The sequence below is a fragment of the Streptomyces sp. AM8-1-1 genome, from assembly GCF_032229325.1.
Classification (GTDB): domain Bacteria; phylum Actinomycetota; class Actinomycetes; order Streptomycetales; family Streptomycetaceae; genus Streptomyces; species Streptomyces achmelvichensis.
In genome coordinates this window covers 4,635,077-4,659,719 of record NZ_CP135086.1, presented here as the reverse complement: position 1 = coordinate 4,659,719, position 24,643 = coordinate 4,635,077, and the positions used below count along the sequence as shown (strand labels likewise).

Sequence of the window (24,643 nt, the reverse complement as noted above, 5' to 3'; positions counted from 1 at the left end):
CGATTACGCTCAGGCGATATGGCCGACGAAAAGGACATCGACCGCACGGACGACAGACCCGCCTACATCATCGGCGGCGGTCCGGGCGGTCTCGCCGCTGCCGCCGCGCTGCGCGAGCGGGGCGTACGGGCCGTGGTGCTGGAGAAGTCCGACGCGGTCGGGGCCTCGTGGCGCCGCCACTACGACCGGCTCCATCTGCACACCACCCGCAAGCTGTCCGGGCTGCCGGGGCTCGCCATGCCGCGCTCGTTCGGCCGCTGGGTCTCCCGCGACAACGTGGTCCGCTATCTGGAGAAGTACGCGGAGTTCCACGAGCTGGAGATCGTGACCGGGGTCGAGGTCTCCCGGATCGAGGCGTCGGGCTCAGACTGGGTGCTGCACGCCACGGGCGGCCGCCGGCTCACCGGACGCGCGGTGGTCGTGGCCACCGGCTTCAACCACACCCCGCGGCGGCCGGACTGGCCGGGCCACGAGGCGTACACCGGTGAACTGCTGCACGCGAGCGACTACCGCAACGCCGAGCCCTACCGCGGCAAGGACGTCCTCGTCGTAGGCGTCGGCAATACGGGTGCGGAGATCGCGGTCGACCTGGTGGAGGGCGGCGCCGCCCGGGTGCGCCTCGCCGTCCGCACGGTCCCGCACATCGTCCGCCGCTCCACCGCCGGCTGGCCGGCCCAGCGCACCGGCATCCTCGTGCGCAGGCTGCCCGTGGGTCTGGTGGACAGGGCGGGCAGGGTGATGTCCCGTATCGCCGTCCCCGACCTCGAAGCCCAGGGTCTCCCCCGCCCGGACACCGGCCTGTACTCACGGGTCAAGGAGGGCGCGATCCCGGTCCAGGACGTGGGCCTGATCGACGCGGTACGCAAGGGCACGGTCGAACCGGTCGCCGCCGTCGACTCGTTCGAGGCGGAGAAGGTGGTCCTCGCGGACGGCACCCGCATCTCCCCGGACGCGGTGATCACCGCCACCGGCTACCGCCGCGCACTGGAGGACCTCGTCGGACATCTCGGCGTCCTGGACGAGCGCGGCAGACCGCTCACCCATGGCGGCCGGACACTGCCGCAGGCGCCGGGGCTCTACTTCACCGGGTTCACGAACCCGATCAGCGGGATGTTCCGGGAGATGGCGATCGACGCGCAGAAGATCGCGCGGTCGCTGGCGAAGAGCTAGGCCCTGTCCGGGGCTGGTGCCGCGACCGGCGATATCTGCCCGCCAGGTCGCCGCCCTTCGGGTCGGGCAGGGCGCGGGGCACGCCGGACCGGGTGACGACGGCCGCATCCCGCCCGGCCGATCGCCCGGGGACATCGCCCTGAGCGCGATCACCTCCGCTGCTCCCACTCACCGGCCCGGCCCGGTCCGATCCGGGCTCCGGGCTCCGGGCTCCGGGCTCCGGGCTCCGGGCTCCGGGCTCCGGGATGACGCCGCGGTCCTGCTCCGTGAGAGCGCGACAGCCACCGAGGAGGGACCCGCCTCGCGGGCCGGCGAGCAGGGGCCCGCGGGGTGCGGCGGACCCGTTCCGTGGGGCGTCCCCTCACCCTTTGCCTGCACGACTGTTCCTGACAGGTAGTCAGTTCTGTAATCTGACTATGCGTCAGTTAACGTGGCAACGAGCAGAGCGGGGCTCAGCGATGCTTGGATCAACTCACGGCACCCTCACCTCCGACCTCCGCGCACGAGTGGTGGCCTGCGGCGAACAGCCCCGGCAGGCCGTCCATGACACCGCCTCGATCACCGCGGCCGACGGCGCCATGGACGTCAGCGGACGGCCCTTGTACGCACCCGTGCCGGATCTCGACCGGTTCTTCCGGCCGTCGTCCGTCGCCGTCGTCGGCGCGTCCGACAGCGAGGGACGGCCCAACACCGGCATCACCCGGCAGCTCGTCGACTGGGCCGAGCGGGTCGGCGCACGGCTCTATCCCGTGCATCCGACCCGGGAACACGTCTTCGGCCTGCGCTGCTCCCCCTCCGTCGCCGACCTCCCCGAGGAGGTCGACCTCGCGGTGCTGCTCGTCGGCGATCCGCTGCCGGTGATCGAGGAACTGGCCGAGGCCAAGGTCAAGTTCGCGGTCGCCTTCGCCTCCGGATACGCGGAGACCGGCGACGCCGGCGCGGTGGCGCAGACGAGGCTGGCGGCGGCCGTGGAACGGGCCGGGCTGCGGCTGCTCGGACCCAACACCAACCTCAACGCCTTCGAACGGTTCCGCGACGACCTGACGGGCCCCGCGATCGCCCTGATCACCCAGTCGGGACATCAGGGGCGGCCCGTGTTCACCCTCCAGGAGCTGGGCGTACGGCTCTCCCACTGGGCGCCCACCGGCAACGAGGCGGACCTGGAGACCGCCGACTTCATCTCCTACTTCGCCGAGCGCCCCGAGGTCGGCGCCATCGCCTGTTACGTCGAAGGGCTCAAGGACGGACGGTCCTTTCTGCTCGCCGCCGACCGGGCGGCGCGGCGCGGGGTACCCGTCGTCGCGGTCAAGGTCGGCCGCACCGAGACCGGGGCGCGGACCGCCGCCTCCCACACCGGCAAACTGACCGGCGCGGACCGGGTGGTGGACGCGGCGATGCGGCAGTTCGGGGTGATCCGCGTCGACGGTCTCGACGAACTCCAGGACACCGCCGCCCTGTTGGCGCGCGCCCGTCGTCCCGCCGCCGACGGCGTGGTCGTCTACTCGATCTCCGGCGGCACGGGCGCGCACTTCTCCGACCTCGCCTGCGCGGCGGGGCTGCGGCTGCCGCGGCTGTCCGAGACCAAGCAGGCCGAGCTGCACACCTGGATACCCGAGTACCTGAACGTCGCCAACCCGGTCGACAACGGCGGTCATCCGGTGGGTGACTGGCGCGGCCGGAAGATCATCGACGCGATCCTGGCCGACCCCTCCGTGGGGGTGCTGATCTGCCCGATCACCGGACCGTTCCCGCCGATGAGCGACCGGCTCGCCCAGGACCTGGTGGACGCGGCCGAGGCTACCGACAAGCTGGTGTGCGTGGTGTGGGGGTCACCGGTGGGTACGGAGGCGGCGTACCGCGAGACGCTGCTCGGGTCCTCGCGGGTGGCCACCTTCCGTACGTTCGGGAACTGCATCACCGCGGTCCGCGCCTTCCTGGACCACCAGCGCTTCACCACGGGCTACCGCTCCCCCTTCGACGACGCGCCCCGCACCCCGTCCCCGTCGTTCCGCAAGGCCCAGGCACTGATGCGGCCGGGCAAGCAGCTGAGCGAGCACGCGGCGAAGCAGCTGCTGCGGGCGTACGGCATCCGCGTGCCGCGTGAGCAGCTGGTGACGAGCGCGGCCGCGGCGGTCCGGGCGGCCGGGCTGGTGGGTTATCCCGTCGTCATGAAGGCATCCGGCACACAGCTGGCCCACAAGACCGAACTGGGCCTGGTCAAGGTCGGACTGACGTCCGCCAGCCAGGTCCGGGACACGTATCGCGAGCTGACCGACATCGCCCGCTACGAGGGCGTCGACCTGGACGGCATCCTGGTGTGCCAGATGGTCGAGCGCGGCGTGGAGATGGTCGTCGGCGTCACCCAGGACGCGCTGTTCGGGCCGACGGTGACGGTGGGGCTCGGCGGCGTACTGGTGGAGGTCCTCCAGGACGTCGCGGTCCGCGTACCGCCCTTCGGCGAGGACCAGGCGCGCGCCATGCTCGGCGAACTGCGCGGCCGCGCCCTGCTGGAAGGCATCCGCGGCGGCCCGCCGGTCGACGTGGACGCCCTGGTGGAGGTCGTCCTGCGGGTCCAGCGGATGGCGCTGGAACTGGGCGACGAACTCTCCGAGCTCGACATCAACCCCCTGATGGTGCTGCCCCGTGGCCAGGGCGCGGTGGCGCTGGACGCGCTGGCGGTGTGCCGGTGAACGCCTCCGTGCTGCACTCCGTCGACAACGGCGTCTCATGGATCACGCTGAACCGTCCCGAGGCCATGAACGCCGTCACCTGGGCCCAGCGGGAGCGGATCATCGAGCTGCTCGGCGCCGCGTCCGAGGACCCCGCGGTCCGCGCGGTCGTCCTCACCGGCACCGGCAAGGGCTTCTGCGCGGGCGCGGACCTGCGCGGCACCCCGTCGACGGGCCGGGACCGGATCGCCGGGGACGTGACACGGACGATACGGCTGGGGGCACAGCGTCTGATCGCGGCCGTGCTGGACTGCGAGAAGCCGGTGATCGCCGCGGTCAACGGCACGGCCGCGGGCCTCGGCGCCCACCTCGCGCTCGCCTGCGATCTGGTGCTGGCGGCCGAAGGGGCCACGTTCATCGAGGTGTTCGTCCGCCGGGGCCTGGTCCCGGACGGCGGCGGGGCCTATCTGCTGCCGAGGCTGATCGGCCCGCAGCGGGCGAAGGAGCTGATGTTCTTCGGCGACGCGCTTGCGGCGCAGGAGGCCGAACGCCTGGGCCTGGTCAACCGGGTGGTCGCCGCCGACGACCTGACGAAGACGGCCCGCGCCTGGTCCGAGCGCCTCGCCCAGGGCCCGACGCGGGCGCTCGCGCTCACCAAGCAGCTGGTGAACGCGTCGCTGGACGCCGACCGGGCGACGGCGTTCGCGGCGGAGGCGGCGGCGCAGGAGATCAACATGACGACGCGGGACGCGAACGAAGGGGTGGCGAGCTTCGTGGAGCGGCGGGGGGCGGAGTACCGGGGGTACTGACCCGGCACCCCCGCGCGGGGGTGTCCCCCCGCGCGGTACTCCCGCCCCGCGCCGCCGCGGATTCGTCGGTGCGGCTCGTCGCTACGGCGCCATCTCGTACGACCCCGCCAGGGCCTCCACGCGCTCCCAGACACGCGCCGAGCGGGCCTCGTCCACCACCGGACGCCGGACCGCGCCGATCGCCCACTGCTGCTGCTCGTGCGTCGCGGAGTCCTTGCCGTGCAGCTCGACGGCGTGCGCGGAGAAGTCCCGTACGAGCACGGAGAACAGCTCGTCCAGCACGTCCTCGTCCACGTCCGTCAGACGCGCCTGCTCCAGGATCAGCTGTCCGTGCACGACCAGCGCGAACAACTGGCCGACCGCGAGCAGGAAGTCGAGGTCGCGGCTCTGCTCCCCGCCGGGGCCGGCGGTCGCGACGAACTCGCACAGCGCGTCGGCCTGTTCGCGGAAGCGCGCGACGTTCGGCACGGCGGCGTAGGCGTCGTAGGCGGTGCGCCAGTCATGGAAGCGGACGGAGCCGAGCCCTCGGGCCGGTCCCTGCCGGAAGAGGAACGCGTCGTCGGCCGCGTCGAGGCGGGTCGGGACGGGCTCGTACGCGGCCGGGTCCAGCAGGTGGTTGCGCATGAACTTGAGGATCAGCGCGAGGTTGACATGGACCGTGCCCTCCAGCTTGGGCAGCCCGCGGATCTCGACGGCGGCCTGGGCGAAGTACGTGTCCTTCTCGAAGCCCTTGGCGGCGATGACGTCCCACATCAGGTCGATGACCTTCTCGCCCTCCGTGGTCACCTTCATCTTCGTCATCGGGTTGAACAGCAGGTAGCGGCGGTCGTCGGGGCCGGCGGAGCGGAAGTAGTCGACGGCGCGGTCGCTGAACAGCTTCATGCCCACGAGCCGGACGTACGCGTCTGCCAGCTCGCGGCGCACGTGCGGGAAGGCGGTGACGGGACGGCCGTAGAGGATGCGGTTGTGCGCGTGGGTGACGGCCTCGTACATCGCGTGCTCACAGATGCCGATGGAGGCGGTGCACAGGTTGAACTTGCCGACGTTGACGGTGTTGAGCGCGGCGTCGAACGCGGCACGTCCGGTGTGCAGGACGTCGTCCGGGCCGACCGGGTAGTCCTCCAGCCGGAACTCGCTGACGTACTTGGAGGAGTCGACGACGTTCTGGACGAGCCGGTACGCCGGGTGGCGGCTGTCGGCGGCGAAGAAGACGTACCCGTCGGGGCCCTCGACGTCGGTGCGGCGGCCGAAGACGGAGACGAGCCCGGCGGCGTTGCCGTTGCCGATGTAGTACTTGGAGCCACTGGCCCGGAAGCCGCCGTCGCCCTCGGGCGTCAGCAGCATGTCGGTGGAGTAGATGTCGGCGCCGTGGGACCGCTCGGACAGGCCGAAGGCGAATACCTCGCCCTGGGAGAGCAGCTCGGCGGCGCGGGTGCGGGCGGCGGCGTTGTCGCTCTGCCAGACCGGGCCGAGACCGAGGATGGTCACCTGCCACGCGTACCAGTAGTCGAGCCCGTAGAACCCGAAGATCTCGTTGAGCGCGGCGATCCGGGCGGTGTCCCAGCGCTGGTCCTGCTGCCCGGGCCCGGCGGCGGACTCCGGCGTGAGGAAGGTGGCGAACAGCCCTTCCTTGGCGGAGAAGGCGAGGAAGTCGGCGAGCCAGGCGCGGGACCGGTAGTCCTCGATCAACCGCCGCTTCCCACGGTCCTCGAACCAGTCGACGGTGGCGCGCAGGAGCCTGCGGGTCTCGGGGTCGAAGTGCGCGGGGTCGTAGGTGCGCGGGTTGAACAGCAGGGCGTCGGCCATGGGGTTCGCCTTCCGGGACAGGGACTGAGGGTGTCCCGATCCTTCTATGCAACTCGTTGCACAGACAAGCGGGGGCGCGGGGGTGAGAGGCGGCTCACGCGGGTCCCTGGGGCGGGTGCGGTGTGGTGCGGGGCTTGGGGCGCGGGTTCTTGTGTGGTGCGGGTCCCTGGGGCGGGGCGGGGCGCTTGGGGTGCGGGTTCTTGTGCGGCGTCGGGTCCGGGGGCGGGGGTGCGGGGCGCGGGTTCTTGTCCGGCGTCGGGTCCGGGGGCCCTCCGGGCTCGACTCCTCGGGGTCGGCGGCCTACAGCTGTGTTGTGTTGATCACCCGGGTTTTGCCGCCGATCCCCTGCGGGGACGACCCTGCACGCCCCCTCCCAGGTGGTCGAGGACGCCACCCGTTGCGGTGCGGGCACACGCGAACCCGAGCCGGTTCGGGGCGCGGATGGATGCGGCGCGAAGCTGGCGCCCCGGGTCGGCTCACCGCGAGCCGTGGCGGACGAGGATCCGCAGGTCGGCCTCGCCGAGGAAGCGGCTCAGCTCGGGCCTGTCCCGCGTACCGCCCAGCATCCAGGACGCGTTCACGTCGGAGCAGTCGCCCATGCCGATGTCGACGGACTGGCGTGCGGAGCCCGAGTGCAGGGCCCAGCTGCCGCTTCCGTCGCAGGGTCCGGGGACGCGTGCCTCGTTGCCGTCATGAGGGAGGCGGATGAACGAGGCCCGCCCGTTCGCATCGAGCCGCAGCACCGCACCGGCGGCTTCACCTGTGCCCTCCCAGGTGCCGGTGAGCTCCTCCCGGGTGAGCCGCGGCGGCTCGTACGGCGCCACGAAACCTCGCTCGACGGCCACGACGAATGTGACGGATGCGACCGCCGCCAGCAGCACCCAGATCCCGGAAGCTCGCAGCCAGATGGCCGAGCGGGTGAAGGATTTCCCGCGGAGCCCCTCACGGCGGCGGAAGTAGGCCACCACCAGAGCGGGGAAGACCCCGCTCGCCGCGATCCCGGCCCAGGACACCAGGTATCCGGCGCCGAGCACGGCACAGGGGATGGCGAGGAGCGCGCCCATGACGACGACGGCGGCCAGGTGCCATCGCCACTCGGGACCACCGGCGCGACGGGACGCCCACCAGGCGGCCGTCATGGCGGGAAGCGTCAGCGCCACTGAGTGCACCAGTCCGGCGGTGGCCGCCAGGAGCGGTCCGAACAGGAGGAGGCAGAGCAGTCCGAGCGCTTCGGGAGTGGCGCCGTAGTCGTCCCGGGTGAACCAGTCGAGGGTCAGCAGCACCGGGGCCACGACGGCGAGTTGGACCGTGGAGGCTGCGGCGGCGGCGGTGACGTTCCTCGGTCCCCACCGCGGGATCCGTCTCTCGGGCTCAGTGCTCACGCTGCCCCCTTTTTGAACGCGTTCAGTTGCGCTGACCGTACAGCACGGGGTGTGCCCATGGGCCTCGGGCCCTTGTCCGGCGTCGGGTCCGGGGGCCGGGCCTGGGCGCTTGAGGCGCGGGTTCTTGTCCGGCGTCGGGTCCGGGGGCCCTCCGGGCTCGACTCCTCGGGGTCGGCGGCGTACAGCTGTGTTGTGTTGGTCACCCGGGTGTTGCCGCCGATCCCCTGCGGGGACGACCCTGCACGCCCCCTGCAGGGGGGCGAGGACGCGGCCTGCTGGCGGTTGCAGGCACACGCGTACCCGAGCCTGTTCGGGGCGCCCGATGGGATGCGGAGTGCTCGAACCCGGTGACAGGGTTCCCATCTGACGGAGCGTCAGGTTCAATGGAGGCGTGATGGGACACGCAGCCATGGCCGCCACCGCCGTCCGCTTTCTCCGGTCCGTCGGCGCGCCCACAGCCACCGAGCCGTACGAGGCCCTCCCGCGGCCCGATCTGCGCGCCGTGCGGGACGACGAGCGGCTCGCCGTCGAGCCCGGGGAGTTCCGGCGGGTGCTCGGGCACTTCGCGACCGGGGTCACCGTCGTCACCACGCGGGACGAGGACGGGCCCGCCGGGTTCGCCTGTCAGTCGTTCGCCTCGCTGTCGCTCGATCCGCCGCTCGTCGTCTTCATGGTCGGGCGGACGTCGACCACCTGGCCGCGTATCGCCCGGGCCGGGGCCTTCTGCGTCAACATCCTCGGCGAGGAGCAGGGGCTTCTGTGCCGCGGGTTCGCCGTGAGCGGGGCGGACAAGTTCGCCGGGGTCGCGCACCGGCCCGCTCCCGTGACCGGGTCGCCGCTGCTGGACGGGGTGCCGGCCTGGGTCGACTGCACCGTGCAGAGCGTGCACACCGGCGGCGACCACCTGATCGTGGTGGGACGGATCGCGGCGCTCGGCGCGGCCGAGGACGGCGCGCCGCTGTTGTTCCACCGCGGGAGGTTCGGCCGGTTCAGCCCGTGACCTGGTCCGTCGCCGGCTTCTCCGCCGGTACGGACACCGCGGTGAGCACCGGCAGCGGCTTGCGCCGGATCACCAGCGCCATCAGCGCGGCCGCCGCGCACAGCGCCCCCGAGGCGTACCAGACCACGTCGTAGGAGCCGAAGACGTCCCGCGCCACACCACCGGCGAAGGCGACGACCGCCGCGCCCACCTGGTGCGAGGCGAGCACCCAGCCGAACACGATGGCGCTGTCCTCGCCGTAGTGCTCGCGGCACAGCGCGATCGTCGGCGGGACCGTCGCCACCCAGTCCAGGCCGTAGAAGATGATGAAGAACAGCATGGGCGGCTGGACCGAGGGCGCGAGCAGCATCGGGAGGAAGAGCAGGCTCACGCCCCGCAGCGCGTAGTACACCGCGAGCAGTCGGCGTGCCTCGAAGCGGTCCGTGAACCAGCCCGAGGCGATCGTGCCGACCACGTCGAAGACCCCGATCACCGCGAGCAGGGACGCGGCGGCCGTGATCGGCATGCCGTGGTCGTGGGCCGCGGGCACGAAGTGGGTTTTCACCAGGCCGTTCGTGGACGCGCCGCAGATCGCGAAGGTCCCCGCCAGCAGCCAGAACGGCCCCGTGCGGGCCGCCTTGAACAGCACCGTGACCGCCCGGCGGGCCGCCCCCGGTACCGGCTCCGGCTTGGGCGTGAAGCCCTCCGCGCCGTACGCCGAGGTCCCCACGTCCGCCGGGTGGTCCCGCAGCAGCAGCCAGACGAACGGCACCACGGCGAGCGCCGAGAGCGCGACGGTGACCGAGGCCGGGCGCCAGCCGTGGTGCTCCACCAGCCAGGACAGCAGCGGAAGGAAGACGAGCTGGCCGGAGGCGCCGGCCGCGGTGAGGATGCCGGTGACCAGGCCCCGGCGCTTCACGAACCAGCGGTTGGTGACCGTCGCGGCGAACGCCAGCGCCATCGAGCCGCTGCCGAGGCCGACGAGGACGCCCCAGAAGAGGATGAGCTGCCACGACGTCGTCATGAAGACCGTGAGTCCGGAGCCGACCGCGATCACCGTGAGGGCGACCGCGACCACCCGGCGGATGCCGAACCGGTCCATCAGCGCGGCGGCGAACGGCGCGGTCAGCCCGTAGAGGGCGAGGTTGACGGAGACGGCGAAGCCGATCGTGCCGCGCGACCAGTCGAACTCCTCGTGCAGCGGGTCGATGAGCAGACCCGGCAGGGAGGCGAAGGCCGCGGCGCCGATGATCGTCACAAAGGTGACGGCCGCCACGAACCATGCGCGGTGGATGCGGGGCCGGAGCAGCCGGGGGCCGGCGGGCGGAGGGGAGGTCTCGGTCGTCACGCGGTACAGCATCCGACGGCCACCCCGGCACAACGAGTGGCCCGAAGGACAGGCTTCGATAGGATCGGGCCATGGACATGGCAGCAGCGCACCCCCGGCACCGTGTGGTCGTCCTCGCCCTCACCGGGCTGCTCCCCTTCGAGCTGGGCATTCCGCACCGGATCTTCGGCCGCGCCAAGGACCCGCAGGGCCGCCATCTGTACGAGATCGTCACCTGCTCGGTCCGGCCGGGCCCCGTCCGAACCGACGCCGACTTCGACATCCACGTCGAGCACGGCCCCGAGGCGCTGGCCACCGCCGACACCGTGGTGATCCCCGCCTCGTACGAGCTGGGCCCGGTGTACGAGGAGGGCCGGCTCACCGGGGAACTCGCCGCCGCCCTCGCGCACATCCGGCCCGGCACCCGCCTCGTGTCCATCTGCACCGGCGGCTACGTCCTCGCCGCGGCCGGCTTCCTCGACAACCGGCCGGCCACCACCCACTGGTCCTCCGCCCGGCACTTCCAGCGGCTCTTCCCGTCCGTCCGCGTCGACGCGAACGTCCTGTTCATCGACGACGGCGACGTCCTCACCTCGGCGGGCGTGGCCGCCGGCATCGACCTGTGTCTGCACATCGTGCGACGGGACCACGGCACCGCCGTCGCCAATGACGTGGCCCGCCGGACCGTCGTGCCCCCGCACCGGGACGGCGGACAGGCCCAGTACATCGAACGCCCCCTCCCCGAGGCCCAGTCGGCGACGACGACCACCGCCCGGGGTTGGGCGCTCGGCCGGCTGCACGAGCCGATCCAGCTGCGGGACATGGCCGAGCGGGAGTCGATGAGCGTGCGGACCTTCACCCGCCGGTTCCGCGAGGAGGTCGGTGTCAGTCCGGGCCAGTGGCTCACGCAGCAACGCGTGGAGCGGGCCCGGCATCTGCTGGAGTCCACGGACCTCTCGGTCGACCAGGTGGCCCGGGACGCCGGGTTCCGTACGGCACAGTCGATGCGCCAGCATCTGCAGACGGTGCTCGGCGTCGCGCCGACCGTCTACCGGCGGACGTTCCGCGCCGGGGCGGCCGCGGGCTGAGAGCCGGCGGACGTTCCCGGCGGCGGGCGTGGACCGAGGGACGGCGGACGCGGACCGAGGGACGGCGGACGGCCGGGAGGAGACCGCCCGCCGCGGCTCAGAAGGTGAGCACCCCGCGCGCCACCCGCCCGTGGTGCGCGTCGTCCGCGGCCTTCGCGAAGTCCTCCACCGGATAGGTCTCGGTGACCAGTTCGTCCAGCAGCAGGCGGCCCTGGCGGTACAGATCGGCGTACAGGGCGATGTCGTGCTGCGGACGGGACGAGCCGTAGCGGCAGCCCAGGATGGACTTGTCCAGGAACATCGCCGCCGGGACGAACGACGCCTCCGCCGTCGCCGCCGGCATGCCGAGCAGGATCGCCTGCCCGTGCCGGTCCAGCAGGTCGATCGCCTGCCGGATCAGCGCGGTGCTGCCGACGCACTCGAAGACATGGTCGGCGCCGGTCGGCAGGATCTCGCGTACGCCCGCGGCCGAGGCGAGGAAGTGCGTCGCCCCGAACTGCCGTGCCACCTCCTCCTTCGCCGGGTTGGAGTCCACCGCGACGACCGTGGACGCTCCCGCGATCCGCGCGCCCTGGAGGACGTTGAGCCCGATGCCGCCGGTGCCGATGACGACGACGCTCTCGCCGCGGTCGACCCTCGCCCGGTTCAGTACGGCTCCGACGCCCGTCAGGACGCCGCAGCCGATCAGCGCGGCGGAGGTCAGGGGGATGTCGGACGGGATCTTCACCGCCTGGACGGCCTTGACGACGGTGCGTTCCGCGAAAGCGGAGTTGGAGGCGAACTGGAACAGCGGGGCGCCGCCGCGGCTGAAGGGCCGGCCGGGCCGGCCGATCGCCGTGCGGCACATCGTGGGGCGGCCGCGGTCGCAGTCCGTGCAGGCACCGCAGTTGGCGAGCGTGGACAGCGCGACATGGTCCCCCGGCCCGACGTGGACGACGCCCGCGCCGACCGCCTCGACGACGCCCGCGCCCTCGTGGCCGAGCACCACCGGCGTGGGGAAGGGGATGGTGCCGTCGATCACCGACAGATCGCTGTGGCACAGCCCGGCGGCGGCTATCGCCACCAAGACCTCTCCGGGACCCGGGTCCCGTACCTCCAGATCGTCGACCACCTGGGGCTGTGTGCCGTCGAAGACGACGCCTCTCATCTCGGCTCCCTGGGTTCCCTCGGCAGGCCGAGCACACGCTCGGCGATGATGTTGCGCTGGATCTCGTCCGAGCCGCCGTAGATGGTGTCGGCCCGGCTGAAGAGGAACATCCGTTGGTACGCGTCGAGTTCGTAGGGGTTCTCGGCGCTCCAGTCCCCCGGCCCGACGGCAGCGCCCGCACCCCGTACCGCCATCGCCAGCTCCCCGAGACGCTGGTGCCAGCCGCCCCACAGCAGCTTGGCGACGCTGGGGGCGCCGACGGCCGCGGGGGCTCCGGGGCGGTCCTGCGGCGCTCCGAGCGTGCGCAGGGCGTTCCATCGCATGGTGCGCAGCTCGGCCCACTGGCGGACGAGACGGTCCCGGACGACGGGGTCGTCGACGGCGCCGTTCGCCACGGCGGTCCGGATCACCTGTCCCAGCTCCTCCTCGAACCCGATCTGCTGGACGAGCGTCGACACCCCCCGCTCCACGGCGAGCAGCCCCATGGCGACGCGCCAGCCGTTGCCCTCGCCGCCGACGAGATGCTCGGCGCGGGCGCTCGCGCCGTCGAAGAAGACCTCGTTGAACTCGCTCGTGCCGGTCATCTGGCGGATGGGCCGCACCTCGATGCGGCCCGGCTGGTCCATCGGGACGAGGAGGAAGGACAGGCCGTGGTGCCGGGCGGAGCCGGGTTCGGTCCGCGCCAGGACGAAGCACCAGTCGGCGTCCTGGGCGAGGGAGGTCCAGATCTTCTGGCCGCTGATCCGGTACGTGCCGCCCTCACGGACCGCGCGTGTCCGGACCCCCGCGAGGTCGGACCCGGCACCGGGCTCGCTGTATCCCTGGCACCACAGCTCCTCGCCCCGGGCGACCGCGGGCAGGAAGCGGTCCTTCTGCTCCTGGGTGCCGAAGGCGATGAGGGTGGGTCCGAGGAGGTTCTCGCCGATGTGGCCGACGCGGGAGGGGGCGCGGGAGCGGGCGTACTCCTCGGCCCAGACGACCTGTTGGGTGAGATCTGCGCGGTGGTTGCCGTATCCGTCCTCGGTCCAGCCGAGCCCGACCCAGCCGTCCCGTCCGAGCTCGCGCTCCCACGCCCGGCCCTCGGGGTGGCCCGCGCCGAGGTGCTTCTCCAGCCAGGTGCGGGCCTTCTCCCGGAACGCCTGGTCGTCCATGCGGACCTCCCGTTGTGGCGACGACGTGCCGGGCGCCGGCGGGGCGCCCGGCTCTCTCACGCGTTGGGCCGCTTCCCCTCGGCCGCGGCCCGCGCCTGCTCCTCCAGCAGCGCCAGCATCGGCAGCGGGTCCACGCCCACCGTCCCCGGCAGGAAGTCCGCGATCCGCTCCGGCGTCCACGGCCCGTCGGCGTAGGCGGCGCGCAGCTCCCTCGGCTGCGCCCACACGGCGATCTTGGGGCCGGCGACCGTGTAGACCTGGCCGGTGATCCGCTCCTCGCGGGCACGCTCCGAGAGCAGATAGACCACGAGTGCCGCGACGTCCTCCGGCTCGCCGATCTCCTTGAGTTCCATGGGCACGTTCGCGGACATCCGGGTGCGGGCGACCGGCGCGACCGCGTTGGCCGTGACTCCGTACTTGTGCATCCCGAGGGCCGCGCTGCGGACGAGCGAGATGATCCCGCCCTTGGCCGCCGAGTAGTTCGCCTGCGCCACCGATCCCTGGTGGTTCCCGCTGGTGAAGCCGATCAGCGTGCCCGACCCCTGTTTCCGCATCACGGCGGATGCCGCGCGGAAGACGGTGAAGGTGCCTTTCAGGTGGGTCGCGACGACCGGGTCCCACTCCTCCTCGGACATGTTGAAGAGCATCCGTTCACGCAGGATGCCCGCCACGCACACGACGCCGTCGATCCGTCCGTACTCGGCGAGCGCCACGTCCACGAGCCGCTGCCCGCCGGCCATCGTGGCGATGTCGTCGGCGACGGCGACGGCCGAACCGCCCGCCGCCTCGATCTCCTTGACCACCGACGCCGCGACCTCGGACTCCGGCTCACCGCCCCCGACCGGGACGCCGTAGTCGTTGACGACGACCCGCGCTCCCTCCGCGGCGGCGGCCAGCGCGACGGCGCGTCCGATGCCCCGTCCGGCGCCTGTCACGGCGACGACCCTGCCTGCCAAGAAGTTCCCCACGCCGGCCCCTTCCCGCGGTTTCTGACGGACCGTTAGATTCTACGGTCAGCCGGACGGTCGAGCACAAGCCCCAGGAGGCGCGATGTCCCTGCCAGCGGAGTTCCACGAGATCGCCAAACGCGTCAACAACTGGGGCCGTTGGGGTGAGGACGACGAGATCGGCACGCTCAACCTGATCACCGACGAGGTCGTCAGGTCCGCGGCCGCGACCGTCCGCACCGGCCGACGCGTCCCGCTGGCCCTGCCCCTCCACCAGGACGGCATCCAGACCGGTCTCATCCCGGGCCGGGTGAACCCGCTGCATGCGATGGTCCAGATCAACCAGGAGCTGTTCGGCCCGGGCACGGTCGCGACCAGCGACGACATCGTGACGATGGGGCTCCAGGCGGCGACCCATTGGGACGCCCTGACCCACGCCTCCCACTCGGGGCGGATCTACAACGGCCGGCCCGCCGACACCGTGACGGCACACACCCGCGCCCGGTTCAGCGGCATCGACAAGGTCCCGTACGTCGTCTCCCGGGGTGTGCTGCTCGACGTCGCCCGCGCCAAGGGGCTGGACCGGTTGCCCGGCGACCACGCCGTGACACCCGAGGACCTGGAGGAGGCCGCGGACTTCGGCGGCGTCACCGTCGGGGCGGGCGACATCGTGCTCGTACGGACGGGTCAGATCCAGCTCGCCCTCGGCGGCGACAAGCACGGCTACGGGTATCCGTCACCGGGGCTGTCCGTGCGCACGCCCGAGTGGTTCCACGCCCACGATGTCGCGGCCGTCGCCAACGACACCCTCACCTTCGAGATCTTCCCGCCCGAGATCGAGGATCTGTGGCTGGCGGTGCACGCCCTCGATCTGGTCGAGATGGGCATGCTTCAGGGCCAGAACTGGAATCTGGAAAGTTTGTCCACAGCCTGTGCACAAGAAATGCGCTACGCGTTCCTGCTCTCCGCGATGCCCGAGCCGTTCGTCGGCGGTACGGGGACGCCCGTCGCACCGGTCGCCGTCCTGTGACCCGGACTGCGCCCGGGACCGTGTCCGTGTCCGTGTCCGCGTCCGTGCGGAGGGCCGCATCCGCCCGGAAACCGAGCCTGTGCCGGGACTTCGCCCGTGCCGGTGTCGTGGTCATGCCGCAGCGGGCATCGGAAAAGGGAGCTGTGTGAACCGGGCCCCTTGAGCGGAGACCCGTGAATCGATCTACGGCCGAGGGGCCGCTACTGCTGCGCGGTCGCGAAGCCTCGCGTCTCCCGCTCGAACCGGACGACCGGTGCCGCCGGTGCCGCGCACCGGTCGACCTCGCACCAGATGGACTTGCCGGTGCCCTCGCGCTGCCAGCCCCACCGGTCGGCGAGACCGTCGACGAGTTCGAGCCCGCGGCCGCCCGTGTCCTCGCCCTCGGCGTGCCGCGGCTGCGGCGGCCTGGCGCTGATGTCGGCGACCTCCACCCGCACCGTGCCGGCCTCGGCGGCACCCGCGCCGAAGAGCATGCGCAGGACGGCCGGACAGCCGGTGTGCACCACGGCGTTGGTGACCAGCTCGGAGATCAGCAGGATCAAGGTGTCGGCGAGCGGTTCATCGTCCCCTATGCCCGATCCGACGAGTCGCGAGCGAGCCCATCTACGGGCCCGGCTCACCTCCGCGGGATCGGGCCCGACCTCCAACTGAACCTGAAGCACCTGCACCGCTCACACCATCCGAACCGGCGGACACATCGCCTCGCGCCTCGACAGGGTCCTCGTCCAGGTCACCGAACGTGACTCTCTTACGAGACAGCATGGTTGACGTACAGTCACCGCAACAAGCGCTTCGGGCATATTCCAGCGCGAAGGAGTACCCGTGGTGCATACTGTGCGACGCACGCTGCGGGGAGTCGAACAGAGGCTCGCGACCCGTCCCCCAGGGGGACGAGCGGCGCACATTCCCGGGCTCGGAGCCACCGCACCGGCAACACCGTGACCGCCCCGCCTCGGAACCACTCGCATCTGACGGAGCGTACCGGAGGCCGGGCCTCGCAACGGCCCGTGACGAGACCCCCGAAGGACACAACCCGGTATCGACGCTGGGTGACGCATCACGGCAGCGCGGCGAGCGCCTCCGCCTGGATGTCCGCCGCTTCCCCGGCGGTCGGCCACAACTGCGCCCGGACCCACGCCCGCTTGAGATGCAGATGGACACCGGCCTCCCAGGTGAAGCCCATGCCGCCGTGGACCTGGACGCAGTCACGGGCGTTGCGCACGGCGGCGTCGTCCGCGAGGAGTTTGGCCCCGGCGATCTCCGTCCGGTCCCCGGTGACGGCGGCCGCGTAGACGGCACTGCGCGCGAGTTCCGTACGTACGAGCATCTGGGCACACAGATGCTTGACCGCCTGGAAGCCCCCGACCGGCCGGCCGAACTGCTCGCGCTGCGTGGCGTGTCGCACGGCACGGTCGGTGGCGCACGCGGCGCTGCCGAGCTGTTCGGCGGCCGTGAGGAGCGCGGCCACGCCGTCGTGCGTGCCCTCGGCGGCGGAGGCGGGCCGGGGAACGCGGTGCAGCGGCGTGAGCGGATCGACCGACCGCAGCGGTACGGCCCCGGTGGCGTCCCCGAGCACCTGGTCGGCCGCGTCCAGCCACGGGACGAGGACCCCGTCCACCCGGGTCACGACCGTCTCGCCGGCCGCGGCGCCCTCCACGCTTCCGGCGGCGAGGTGGGTGGCGACGAGCGGGCCGGGCAACAGGACCCGGCCGGCCTCCTCGAAGACGAGGACCGCCTCGGGAAGTCCGCCGCCGGCGCCGCCCTCCTTCTCGTCCAGCCGCAGCGAGAAGAACCCGGCCCGCCCGAGCTCCCGCCACAGCGCGCGGTCCAGCCGGGGTGCGGGCACCGGGTCACCGGGCCCGGGGCCGCCGGGCACCGGGTCCTCGGGCAGCAGGCGGGACAGCACCTCCCGTACGCCTGCCCGCAACGCCCGCTGTTCGGAGGTGAGTCGGAAGTCCACCGTCACGGACCCTTCGGCAGGCCGAGGATGCGCTCGGCGATGATGTTCTGCTGGATCTGGGAGGTGCCCGCGGCGATCGTGTAGGACAACGACGAGAGCCGCTCCGGCGTCCACGCACGGGACAGGTCCAGGCTGTCCGGCCCGAGCACGTCGGCCGCCGCCTCGTAGAGCTCCTGACGCGCGTGCGAGTAGCGCAGCTTGAAGACGGACCCGCCGACGCCCGGGACTCCGCCCGTCGCCTGGGACTCGCTCACGTTCCACTGGATCAGCCGCCACAGCGCGCCGAACTCGGCGTGCAGGCGGCCCAGCCGGCGGCGCAGGGCCGGGTCGTCCCAGCGGCTGTTCCCGCGGGCCGCCGCGGCCAGTTCGCCCAGTGTGCGGCGGCAGGCCACGACCTCGCCGACGAAGGCGGTGCCGCGTTCGAAGGACAGCGTGACCATCGTGACGCGCCAGCCGTCGTTCTCCTCGCCGATCCGGTTCGCGACGGGCACCCTGACCTCGTCGAGGAACACCTCGGCGAACTCGGCCGACCCGGCGAGGGTGCGCAGCGGCCGTACGGTGATTCCGGGCGCGTCCATGGGCATGGCGAGCCAGGAGATCCCCCGGTGCTTGGGGGTGCCGGGGCCGGTGCGGACGAGGAGCTCGCACCAGTCGGCGACCTCGGCGTGCGAGGTCCAGATCTTGGAGCCGGTGACGATGTAACTGTCGCCGTCCCGGACGGCCTTCGTCCGCAGGGACGCGAGGTCCGACCCGGCGTCCGGCTCGCTGAAGCCCTGGCACCAGATCTCGTCGCCGCGCAGGATGGGCGGCAGCCAGCGCTGCCGTTGCTCGGCCGTGCCCTCCGCAGCGATCGTCGGTCCCGCGTGCAGCAGACCCACGAAGTTCGCGCCCACGTAGGGCGCCCCGGCGCGTTCCGTCTCCTCCAGGAAGATCAGCCGCCGCGTCGGGGCCGCGTCCCAGTGCACCTCGCCGTAACCCGCGTCGTACAGCATCCGCTGCCAGGCGGTGTCGTACGCCCGCCGTCCCGGCCAGTCGTCCGGGGACGGTGCGGGCGGCAGGGTGGGCAGCGAGGCGGCGAGCCAGTCGCGCAGCCGGGTCCGGAACGCCTCCTCCTCCGCCGTGTACGTGAGGTCCATCAGTCGAGGTCCAGGCCCAGCATCCGGATCGCGTTGCCCCGCATCAGCTTGTGGATCGTCTCGTCGTCGAGGCCCTTGACGTGGTCGAGCGCGACCTCCTTGGTGTGCGGGAAGGTCGAGTCGACGTGCGGATAGTCGGTCTCGAAGGTGGCGTTGTCCCGTCCGACGACGTCGAGCGAGGCGATGCCGTGCTTGTCGCGGAAGAAGCAGCAGAACATCTGCCGGTAGTAGTACGTCGAGGGCGGCTCGGGGATCAGATCGCGCACCCCGCCCCATGCCCGGTGCTCCTCCCACACGTCGTCCGCGCGCTCCAGCGCGTAGGGGATCCAGCCCATCTGGCCCTCGCTGTACGCCAGTTTCAGCCGGGGGAACTTCACCAGCACGCCGCTGAAGAGGAAGTCCATCATCGAGGCCATGGCGTTGTTGAAGCTGAGCGAGGCCTGCACGGCGGGCGGTGCGTCGGGGGACGCGGCCGGCATCTGCGAGGACGAGCCGATGTGCATGTTCACGACCGTCCCGGTCTCCTGGCAGACCGCGAAGAACGGGTCCCAGTAGCCGGAGTGGATCGAGGGCAGCCCGAGATAGGTCGGGATCTCCGAGAACGTCACGGCCCGTACGCCCCGCGCCGCGTTGCGCCTGATCTCGGCGACGGCGAGCTCGATGTCCCACAGCGGGATGATGCACAGCGGGATCAGCCGGCCGCCGCTGTCGCCGCACCACTCCTCCACCATCCAGTCGTTGTAGGCGCGCACGCAGGCGAGGGCCACCTCCTTGTCGTGCGCCTCGGCGAACGTCTGCCCGCAGAACCGGGGGAAGGTGGGGAAGCAGAGCGAGGCCTCGACATGGTTGAGATCCATGTCCTTCAGGCGTTCCTTGGGGTCCCAGCAGCCGGGGCGCATCTCGGCGCGGGTGATGCCTTCGAGGGTCATCTCGTCGCGGTCGAAACCGACCGCCGCGATGTTGCGCTTGTACGGGAACTTCAGGTCCTCGTAGATCCACCAGTCGGTCGGCGGGCCGTCCGGGTCCATGGTGATCCGGTACTTGCCGGCGACGTAGGCCAGTTCGCCGATGCCCGCGGTGAGCGGCTTGGGACCCCTGTCGCGGTACTTCGCGGGGAGCCAGGTCTCGAAGAGGTGTGCCGGTTCGATCACATGGTCGTCGACGCTGACGATCCGAGGAAGTTCAGCCATGGTGTCCCCTCCGCCGTGCCCGGGAGAAAGCCGTATCCGATGCCGTATCCGATGCCGTATCCCGTGCCGTATCTGATGACCCGTCAGAAAGCAGGCTAGCCCCGCACCCCTGGACCGACAAGGCGGAGAGCTCTACGCTCTCGCCACTGTCTGACTACCCGTCAGGTCTGGAGGCTGTACGGCCATGAACGAGACCGCGCACGCTCTCGCCGCATCCCGCACGCTGTGGGAGCTCCTGCGGCGAAGGGCCGCACTCACCCCCGACCGGCCGGTGCTGATCCAGGGCGACCGCACCCTGACCTTCGGCGAACTGCGCGACCGGGCCGAGCGGGTCGCGGCCGGACTGTTCGGGCGCGGGGTGCGGCCCGGCACCGTGGTCGCCTGGCAGCTCCCCACCCGGATCGAGACGGTGCTGCTCTCCATGGCGCTGGCCCGGCTCGGCGCCGTGCAGTCGCCCGTGATCCCGTTCTACCGGGACCGCGAGGTCGCCTTCGCGCTGCACGCGGCCGAGGCGGAGCACTTCGCCGTACCGGGCTCGTGGCGGGGGTTCGACCACACCGCGATGGCGGAACGGATCGGCGCCCGGGGGGTCTTCGAGGCCTACGGCACCCTGCCCGACGGCGACCCCTCCGTGCTGCCGCCGCCCCCGGCCGAGGGCGGTGACGTGCGCTGGATCTACTGGACCTCCGGGACCACGTCCGACCCCAAGGGCGTGCTGCACACGGACCGTTCACTGATCGCGGGCGGCTCCTGCCTCGCCCACGCGCTGCATCTGAGCGAGGACGACGTCGGCTCGATCGCCTTCCCCTTCGCGCACATCGGCGGCGCGGACTACCTGGTGATGCTGCTGCTGTACGGCTTCCCCGCGGTGCTCTTCGAGACGTTCGCCCTGCCCGACGCCCTGGACGACTACCGCAAGCACGGTGTGACGACGGCGGGCGGCTCGACGGCGTTCTACTCGATGTTCCTCGCCGAACAGCGCAAGCAGCCGGGCGAGAAGCTGATCCCCACCCTGCGGCTGCTGGCCGGCGGCGGTGCGCCGAAACCGCCCGAGCTGTACCACGCGGTCGTCCGCGAGATGGGCTGCCGGCTCACCCACGGCTACGGCATGACCGAGGTGCCGATGATCACCATGGGCTCGCCCGACGACACCGACGAGAACCTCGCCACCACCGAGGGCCGGCCGCCGGAGGGCATGGAGATCCGCATCGTCGACGGCGAGGTGCGGCTGCGCGGCGAGGCGGTCTGTCAGGGATATCTGGACCCGGAGCAGACCGCGCAGGTCTTCGACGCCGACGGTTTCCTGATCACCGGGGACCTCGGCCGGCTGACCGGGAGCGGCCATCTGGTGCTCACCGGGCGGCTGAAGGACGTCATCATCCGCAAGGGCGAGAACATCTCCGCCCAGGAGATCGAGGACCTGCTGCACGGGCATCCCGGGGTGGCCGACGCGGCGGTGATCGGGCTGCCGGACGCGGACCGCGGCGAGCGGGTGTGCGCGGTCGTGGAACAGGCTGCGGGCGCACCGGAGCTGACGCTGGACGCGGTGACGTCGTATCTGCGGGGGGAGGGCCTGTCCACGTACAAACTGCCCGAGCAGCTGGAGGTGGTGAGCGCCCTCCCCCGGAACGAGACCCTGCGCAAGGTGCTCAAGTACAAGCTCAGGGAACGGTACGCGTGAGGAGACCGGTGCGTGTCCGGGGTGCGGAGATCCCCTAGGGGTGCTCCGGCGTGACGTAGTACGCCGCGAACGCCGTGAGGATCTCCTCCTCGCTGATCCGCCCGTCCGTGTCCGCGTCCAGCGCGGCCGCCGCCTGCGACGCGCGCGACTCGTCCACACCGAGTACCCGCATCACCCGCTCCGCCGCGGACGGGGTGACCCCTTGGCCGTCCTCGTCGGCGATGGCGATCACGGCGTGCAGGAACGGGCGGGCGATCTCCGCGAACCGCTGCGGATTGTCACGCAGTCTCTTCACCGCTCCGGTGATGAACTCCTGGCGGGTGACCCGCTGGTCCCCGTCCACATCGGCAATTCCCGCCATTCCCTGCCAGAACGCCTCGGCACCGCTGTACAAGGCCTGACCCTTGTCCGAGCGTGCCTTGGTGGAGAACTCGGCGAGCAGCCGTGCGGCCGCCCCGCTGAAGTCCTCACGGTCGATATAGCCGTTGCCGTCCTGGTCGAAGGCGGCGAAGCGAGACGCGATCTTGCGCTCGTACTCTGCGCTGTCCATGCGGGGAGAGTACGGCCCCGACGGCTGCCGCGTGCACGTACTGAGCCAATTACGTGGAAGCGACATGCGGAAGGACCCCGGGTGAAGCCGCCGGCAAAGGCTCAGGCGGACAGGGGTGCGGCCTTCTCGTCGGTGGCCGCGGCGGTGTCCTCGTACACATCGAAGAGCCGGCGCACGCCGAGAGCGGCCAGCACGCGGTTGACGTGCGAACCCTCCTCGGCGCCGCGGGCGGGCAGTATCAGCCGCAGCCGGCCGCGACAGGAGTGCAGCAGCCGGCGGGAGGCGATCAGTACGCCCACGCCGCTGGAGTCGCAGAACTGCACGCCCGAGAGATCCAGCACCACGTCCCGGTGCCCCTCGGCCACCGCCTCGTGCACATGCTGACGGACCACTGGTGAGGACACGAGATCGAGCTCCCCGCTGACGTGCAGCACGGTCCACGCGCCCTGCCGGTCCTCGTCCACCTTCAGCATCACCATCGGAGCCTCTCCTGGTGTCCTTGCGTCTGTACCGCCGGTACCGGAATCTGAGCTTCCTGTCCGCCTTCCCAACGGCCCTGGCCCGAAACACCGAGGTTGCGGCAGTTCCACGATGGTGTCAGTCCCTACCATCCGGGAACCCCTTCGGGGGCGCACTTGACGCAAAGGGGCGTGCGTCCTCGTGCAGGCGCATTACATTCGAAGAGGCGACAGGCACAGGGGCAGTGCGCAGGGGCGAGGCTTGGGGGCCGCATGGCAAAGGACACACCGCCGCGCTGGGACCGCAGGATGCAGCAGCGGCTGGCGCGGGGCGAGGCCGCCGCGCTCGGTGAGCTCTACGACAGGTTCGCCTCGCTCGTGCACATGCTCGCCCACCGGGTGCTGGACGACGACACCGCCGCCGACCAGGTGACCCGCGAGGTCTTCGGCTACATCTGGGAGAACCCGGAGGCCTACGACCCCAAGCAGGGCTCCCTGCGCTCCTGGGTGGCGAAGCTCACCAACAGCCAGGCCGTCCACCGGCTGCGCCGGACCGAGGCGGCCGCGCTGGCGAACGCCGGCGAGGGCTCCACCGAGGAACTGGAGCAGAAGGTGCGCCGTGCGGCCGTGGCGGCCCGCGCGGACTACATCGTCACCTCCATGCCCGCGCCGCTGCGCGCGGCGCTGGAGCTGGCGTATTTCCAGCGCAGGGACTACCGGCAGACGGCCGCCGACCTCGGGGTCAGCGAGGACGAGGCCCGGCGCCGGCTGCGGCTCGGCCTGCAACTGCTCTCCACCGCCCACACCCGCCCTCTGGAGGGCTCGTCACCGCCCGGATACGGACGCTCCCTGTGAGCGGGCCCCTGGACGGCGGCCGCGGCGATGACGACGAAGCACGCGACGAGGTGCGGGGCGCTCCCCGCATACCCGGGCCCCGGGCGGCCGCGGACAACCTCGAAGCGCGGGATCTGACCGTGCCGCCACCCCAGGAGGACGCCAGGCCCGCGCCTCCCGCGCAGACCGGCGACTCCGGGCACACGACGCAGGAGCGGCTGTCCCACAGCGTGCTCAAGTCCCTGCTCGGCGCCTGGGCACTGTCCGCCTGTTCCCCGGAGGAGACCACGGCCGTCGAGGAGCACCTCGGCGACTGCGCCCCCTGCGCGGAGGAGGCGCTGCGGCTGCGGGACGCCGTCGGGCTGCTGCACACCGACCGCGATCTCGATCTCGACCCGCTGCTGCGGTTCCGGGTGCTGGAGAACTGCCTGGGCCGCAGGCCGGCCCGTATCCCCGTGCCCGTGTGGGCCAACCCGTACGACGCCGAGACCGCCCGGCTGGACGCGCTGCTCCGGGACATCGGCGAGTCCGAGTGGCATGCGCCGGTCCGGCTCAAATGGTTCGAGGGCGAGAGCGCGGCGAGCCGGCGGACGACCGTCGCCGGGGTCATCGGGCATCTGATGACGGTCGACGGCCTGGTTGCGGGCGCCCTCGGTCTGGACGATCCGCTCGGGCGGACACCGGCGGGCGGGCCGACCGAGCGCACGGAGGCGTTCTGGGGCGCGGACGAACCGGCCACCCGCGCCGTCCACGAGCCGTGGCGCGACCAGAGCCACACCCTGATCCGCACGGTGTCCTTCGCGGGCCGCGGGGTGGCCGAACTGTCCGTGTCGTACGGGGACTTCGCGCTGCCGCTGCGGGACTCCCTCCTCGACCGCGCCTTCGAGTGCTGGATACACGCCGACGACATCGCGGACGCGGTGGACTATCCGTACGACCCGCCGAGCGGATCCCATCTGAACCGGATGATCGACCTCGCGGCCCGGATGCTGCCCGCGGCGCTCGCCGGCCGCAGACGTGCCGGTCTCGCCGGACCGGCCAGGCATCTGGTCGCGGCGGGCGCCCCGGGACGTTCCCTGCATCTGGAGGTCGAGGGCGCCGGCGGCGGCAACTGGTACATCGCCCTGGACTCCCCCGCCGCCGTCGGCTCACCCGACCAGGCGGTGGCGCAAGTCGCGCTCGACGGAGTCGAGTTCTGCAGACTGGTGGCCGGTCATGTACCACCGGAGGAGGCCGCCGCGGGTCAGGACGGCGACCGCGAGGCGATCAGGGACGTCCTGTTCGCCGCCGCCTCGCTGAGCAGACTCTGAGGCCGGGGCGGACCCCGAG

Annotated in this window: 21 protein-coding genes; 9 read left to right on the top strand and 12 right to left on the bottom strand. The window is 71.9% G+C overall.

Annotation, left to right across the window (positions count from 1 at the left end; translation table 11 throughout):
* Positions 1-18 precede the first annotated feature (18 nt).
* The 3 genes from RPQ07_RS21085 to RPQ07_RS21075 all read left to right on the top strand — a co-directional run bounded on the left by RPQ07_RS21085 (position 19) and on the right by RPQ07_RS21075 (position 4,648).
* The gene (locus RPQ07_RS21085) at positions 19-1,170 is read left to right on the top strand and encodes a flavin-containing monooxygenase (RefSeq protein WP_313945725.1); all 1,152 of its coding nucleotides are present in this window, start codon (positions 19-21) and stop codon (positions 1,168-1,170) included.
* Between the two features lie 458 nt (positions 1,171-1,628).
* The gene (locus RPQ07_RS21080; RefSeq protein ID WP_313945724.1) at positions 1,629-3,860 is read left to right on the top strand and encodes an acetate--CoA ligase family protein; all 2,232 of its coding nucleotides are present in this window, start codon (positions 1,629-1,631) and stop codon (positions 3,858-3,860) included.
* Between the two features lie 65 nt (positions 3,861-3,925).
* Complete coding sequence (locus tag RPQ07_RS21075; protein WP_313948967.1) at positions 3,926-4,648, top strand: enoyl-CoA hydratase/isomerase family protein; 723 nt, start codon at positions 3,926-3,928, stop codon at positions 4,646-4,648.
* A gap of 81 nt (positions 4,649-4,729) precedes the next feature.
* On the opposite strand, the gene RPQ07_RS21070 is transcribed toward RPQ07_RS21075, so the two are convergent.
* Together RPQ07_RS21070 and RPQ07_RS21065 are read right to left on the bottom strand one after the other, a co-directional pair.
* Positions 4,730-6,454, bottom strand: a complete 1,725-nt coding sequence (locus RPQ07_RS21070) for an acyl-CoA dehydrogenase family protein (protein WP_313945723.1) — start codon at positions 6,452-6,454, stop codon at positions 4,730-4,732.
* Between the two features lie 476 nt (positions 6,455-6,930).
* Positions 6,931-7,836 carry a hypothetical protein gene (locus RPQ07_RS21065; RefSeq protein WP_313945722.1) on the bottom strand — a complete coding sequence of 302 codons (906 nt, stop codon included), beginning with the start codon at positions 7,834-7,836 and terminating at the stop codon, positions 6,931-6,933.
* 409 nt (positions 7,837-8,245) lie between these two features.
* Between RPQ07_RS21065 and RPQ07_RS21060 the strand changes: the two genes are divergently transcribed.
* Positions 8,246-8,836, top strand: coding sequence for a flavin reductase family protein (locus RPQ07_RS21060; protein WP_313948966.1), 591 nt, complete (start codon positions 8,246-8,248; stop codon positions 8,834-8,836).
* Here the strand turns inward: RPQ07_RS21060 and RPQ07_RS21055 are convergent.
* Complete coding sequence (locus RPQ07_RS21055; protein ID WP_413777761.1) at positions 8,826-10,175, bottom strand: MFS transporter; 1,350 nt, start codon at positions 10,173-10,175, stop codon at positions 8,826-8,828. The genes RPQ07_RS21060 and RPQ07_RS21055 overlap by 11 nt on opposite strands.
* Before the next feature lie 59 nt (positions 10,176-10,234).
* On the opposite strand from RPQ07_RS21055, the gene RPQ07_RS21050 reads away from it, so the two are divergent.
* A complete protein-coding gene (locus RPQ07_RS21050; protein ID WP_413777760.1) occupies positions 10,235-11,230 on the top strand; it encodes a GlxA family transcriptional regulator in 996 nt (331 codons plus the stop codon).
* 97 nt (positions 11,231-11,327) lie between these two features.
* Here the strand turns inward: RPQ07_RS21050 and RPQ07_RS21045 are convergent, their stop codons facing one another.
* From RPQ07_RS21045 to RPQ07_RS21035, 3 genes are read right to left on the bottom strand one after another with little or no spacing between them, the layout of a single operon-like run.
* On the bottom strand, positions 11,328-12,377 hold the full coding sequence (locus tag RPQ07_RS21045; protein WP_313945720.1) for a Zn-dependent alcohol dehydrogenase: 1,050 nt from the start codon (positions 12,375-12,377) through the stop codon (positions 11,328-11,330).
* The gene (locus RPQ07_RS21040; RefSeq protein ID WP_313945719.1) at positions 12,374-13,528 is read right to left on the bottom strand and encodes an acyl-CoA dehydrogenase family protein; all 1,155 of its coding nucleotides are present in this window, start codon (positions 13,526-13,528) and stop codon (positions 12,374-12,376) included. Before RPQ07_RS21040 ends, RPQ07_RS21045 begins: the two co-directional genes overlap by 4 nt.
* Positions 13,529-13,584: 56 nt before the next feature.
* The gene (locus RPQ07_RS21035; protein WP_313945718.1) at positions 13,585-14,496 is read right to left on the bottom strand and encodes an SDR family oxidoreductase; all 912 of its coding nucleotides are present in this window, start codon (positions 14,494-14,496) and stop codon (positions 13,585-13,587) included.
* Between the two features lie 82 nt (positions 14,497-14,578).
* Here RPQ07_RS21035 and RPQ07_RS21030 point away from each other — a divergent pair, with 82 nt between their 5' ends.
* On the top strand, positions 14,579-15,505 hold the full coding sequence (locus tag RPQ07_RS21030; RefSeq protein WP_313945717.1) for a cyclase family protein: 927 nt from the start codon (positions 14,579-14,581) through the stop codon (positions 15,503-15,505).
* Between the two features lie 200 nt (positions 15,506-15,705).
* On the opposite strand, the gene RPQ07_RS21025 is transcribed toward RPQ07_RS21030, so the two are convergent.
* The 4 genes from RPQ07_RS21025 to RPQ07_RS21010 form a co-directional block, all read right to left on the bottom strand.
* On the bottom strand, positions 15,706-16,173 hold the full coding sequence (locus RPQ07_RS21025; protein WP_313945716.1) for an ATP-binding protein: 468 nt from the start codon (positions 16,171-16,173) through the stop codon (positions 15,706-15,708).
* Between the two features lie 389 nt (positions 16,174-16,562).
* Complete coding sequence (locus tag RPQ07_RS21020; RefSeq protein WP_313945715.1) at positions 16,563-17,465, bottom strand: acyl-CoA dehydrogenase; 903 nt, start codon at positions 17,463-17,465, stop codon at positions 16,563-16,565.
* A gap of 2 nt (positions 17,466-17,467) precedes the next feature.
* Positions 17,468-18,601, bottom strand: a complete 1,134-nt coding sequence (locus tag RPQ07_RS21015; RefSeq protein WP_313945714.1) for an acyl-CoA dehydrogenase family protein — start codon at positions 18,599-18,601, stop codon at positions 17,468-17,470.
* Positions 18,601-19,791 (bottom strand): amidohydrolase family protein, encoded by a 1,191-nt coding sequence (locus RPQ07_RS21010; protein WP_313945713.1) that lies wholly within the window; start codon positions 19,789-19,791, stop codon positions 18,601-18,603. The genes RPQ07_RS21015 and RPQ07_RS21010 overlap by 1 nt, the downstream gene beginning before the upstream one ends.
* Before the next feature lie 184 nt (positions 19,792-19,975).
* On the opposite strand from RPQ07_RS21010, the gene RPQ07_RS21005 reads away from it, so the two are divergent.
* Positions 19,976-21,472, top strand: a complete 1,497-nt coding sequence (locus RPQ07_RS21005) for a class I adenylate-forming enzyme family protein (protein WP_313945712.1) — start codon at positions 19,976-19,978, stop codon at positions 21,470-21,472.
* Between the two features lie 34 nt (positions 21,473-21,506).
* Here the strand turns inward: RPQ07_RS21005 and RPQ07_RS21000 are convergent, their stop codons facing one another.
* Both RPQ07_RS21000 and RPQ07_RS20995 read right to left on the bottom strand, forming a co-directional pair.
* Positions 21,507-22,022 carry an EF-hand domain-containing protein gene (locus tag RPQ07_RS21000; protein ID WP_313945711.1) on the bottom strand — a complete coding sequence of 172 codons (516 nt, stop codon included), beginning with the start codon at positions 22,020-22,022 and terminating at the stop codon, positions 21,507-21,509.
* 101 nt (positions 22,023-22,123) lie between these two features.
* Complete coding sequence (locus tag RPQ07_RS20995; protein ID WP_313948964.1) at positions 22,124-22,498, bottom strand: STAS domain-containing protein; 375 nt, start codon at positions 22,496-22,498, stop codon at positions 22,124-22,126.
* Positions 22,499-22,753: 255 nt separating this feature from the next.
* Between RPQ07_RS20995 and RPQ07_RS20990 the strand changes: the two genes are divergently transcribed.
* Positions 22,754-23,335, top strand: a complete 582-nt coding sequence (locus tag RPQ07_RS20990) for a sigma-70 family RNA polymerase sigma factor (RefSeq protein ID WP_313945710.1) — start codon at positions 22,754-22,756, stop codon at positions 23,333-23,335.
* Entirely contained in the window at positions 23,332-24,624 is a 1,293-nt protein-coding gene (locus tag RPQ07_RS20985; RefSeq protein WP_313945709.1) for a zf-HC2 domain-containing protein, read from the top strand. The genes RPQ07_RS20990 and RPQ07_RS20985 overlap by 4 nt, the downstream gene beginning before the upstream one ends.
* Positions 24,625-24,643: the final 19 nt, after the last annotated feature.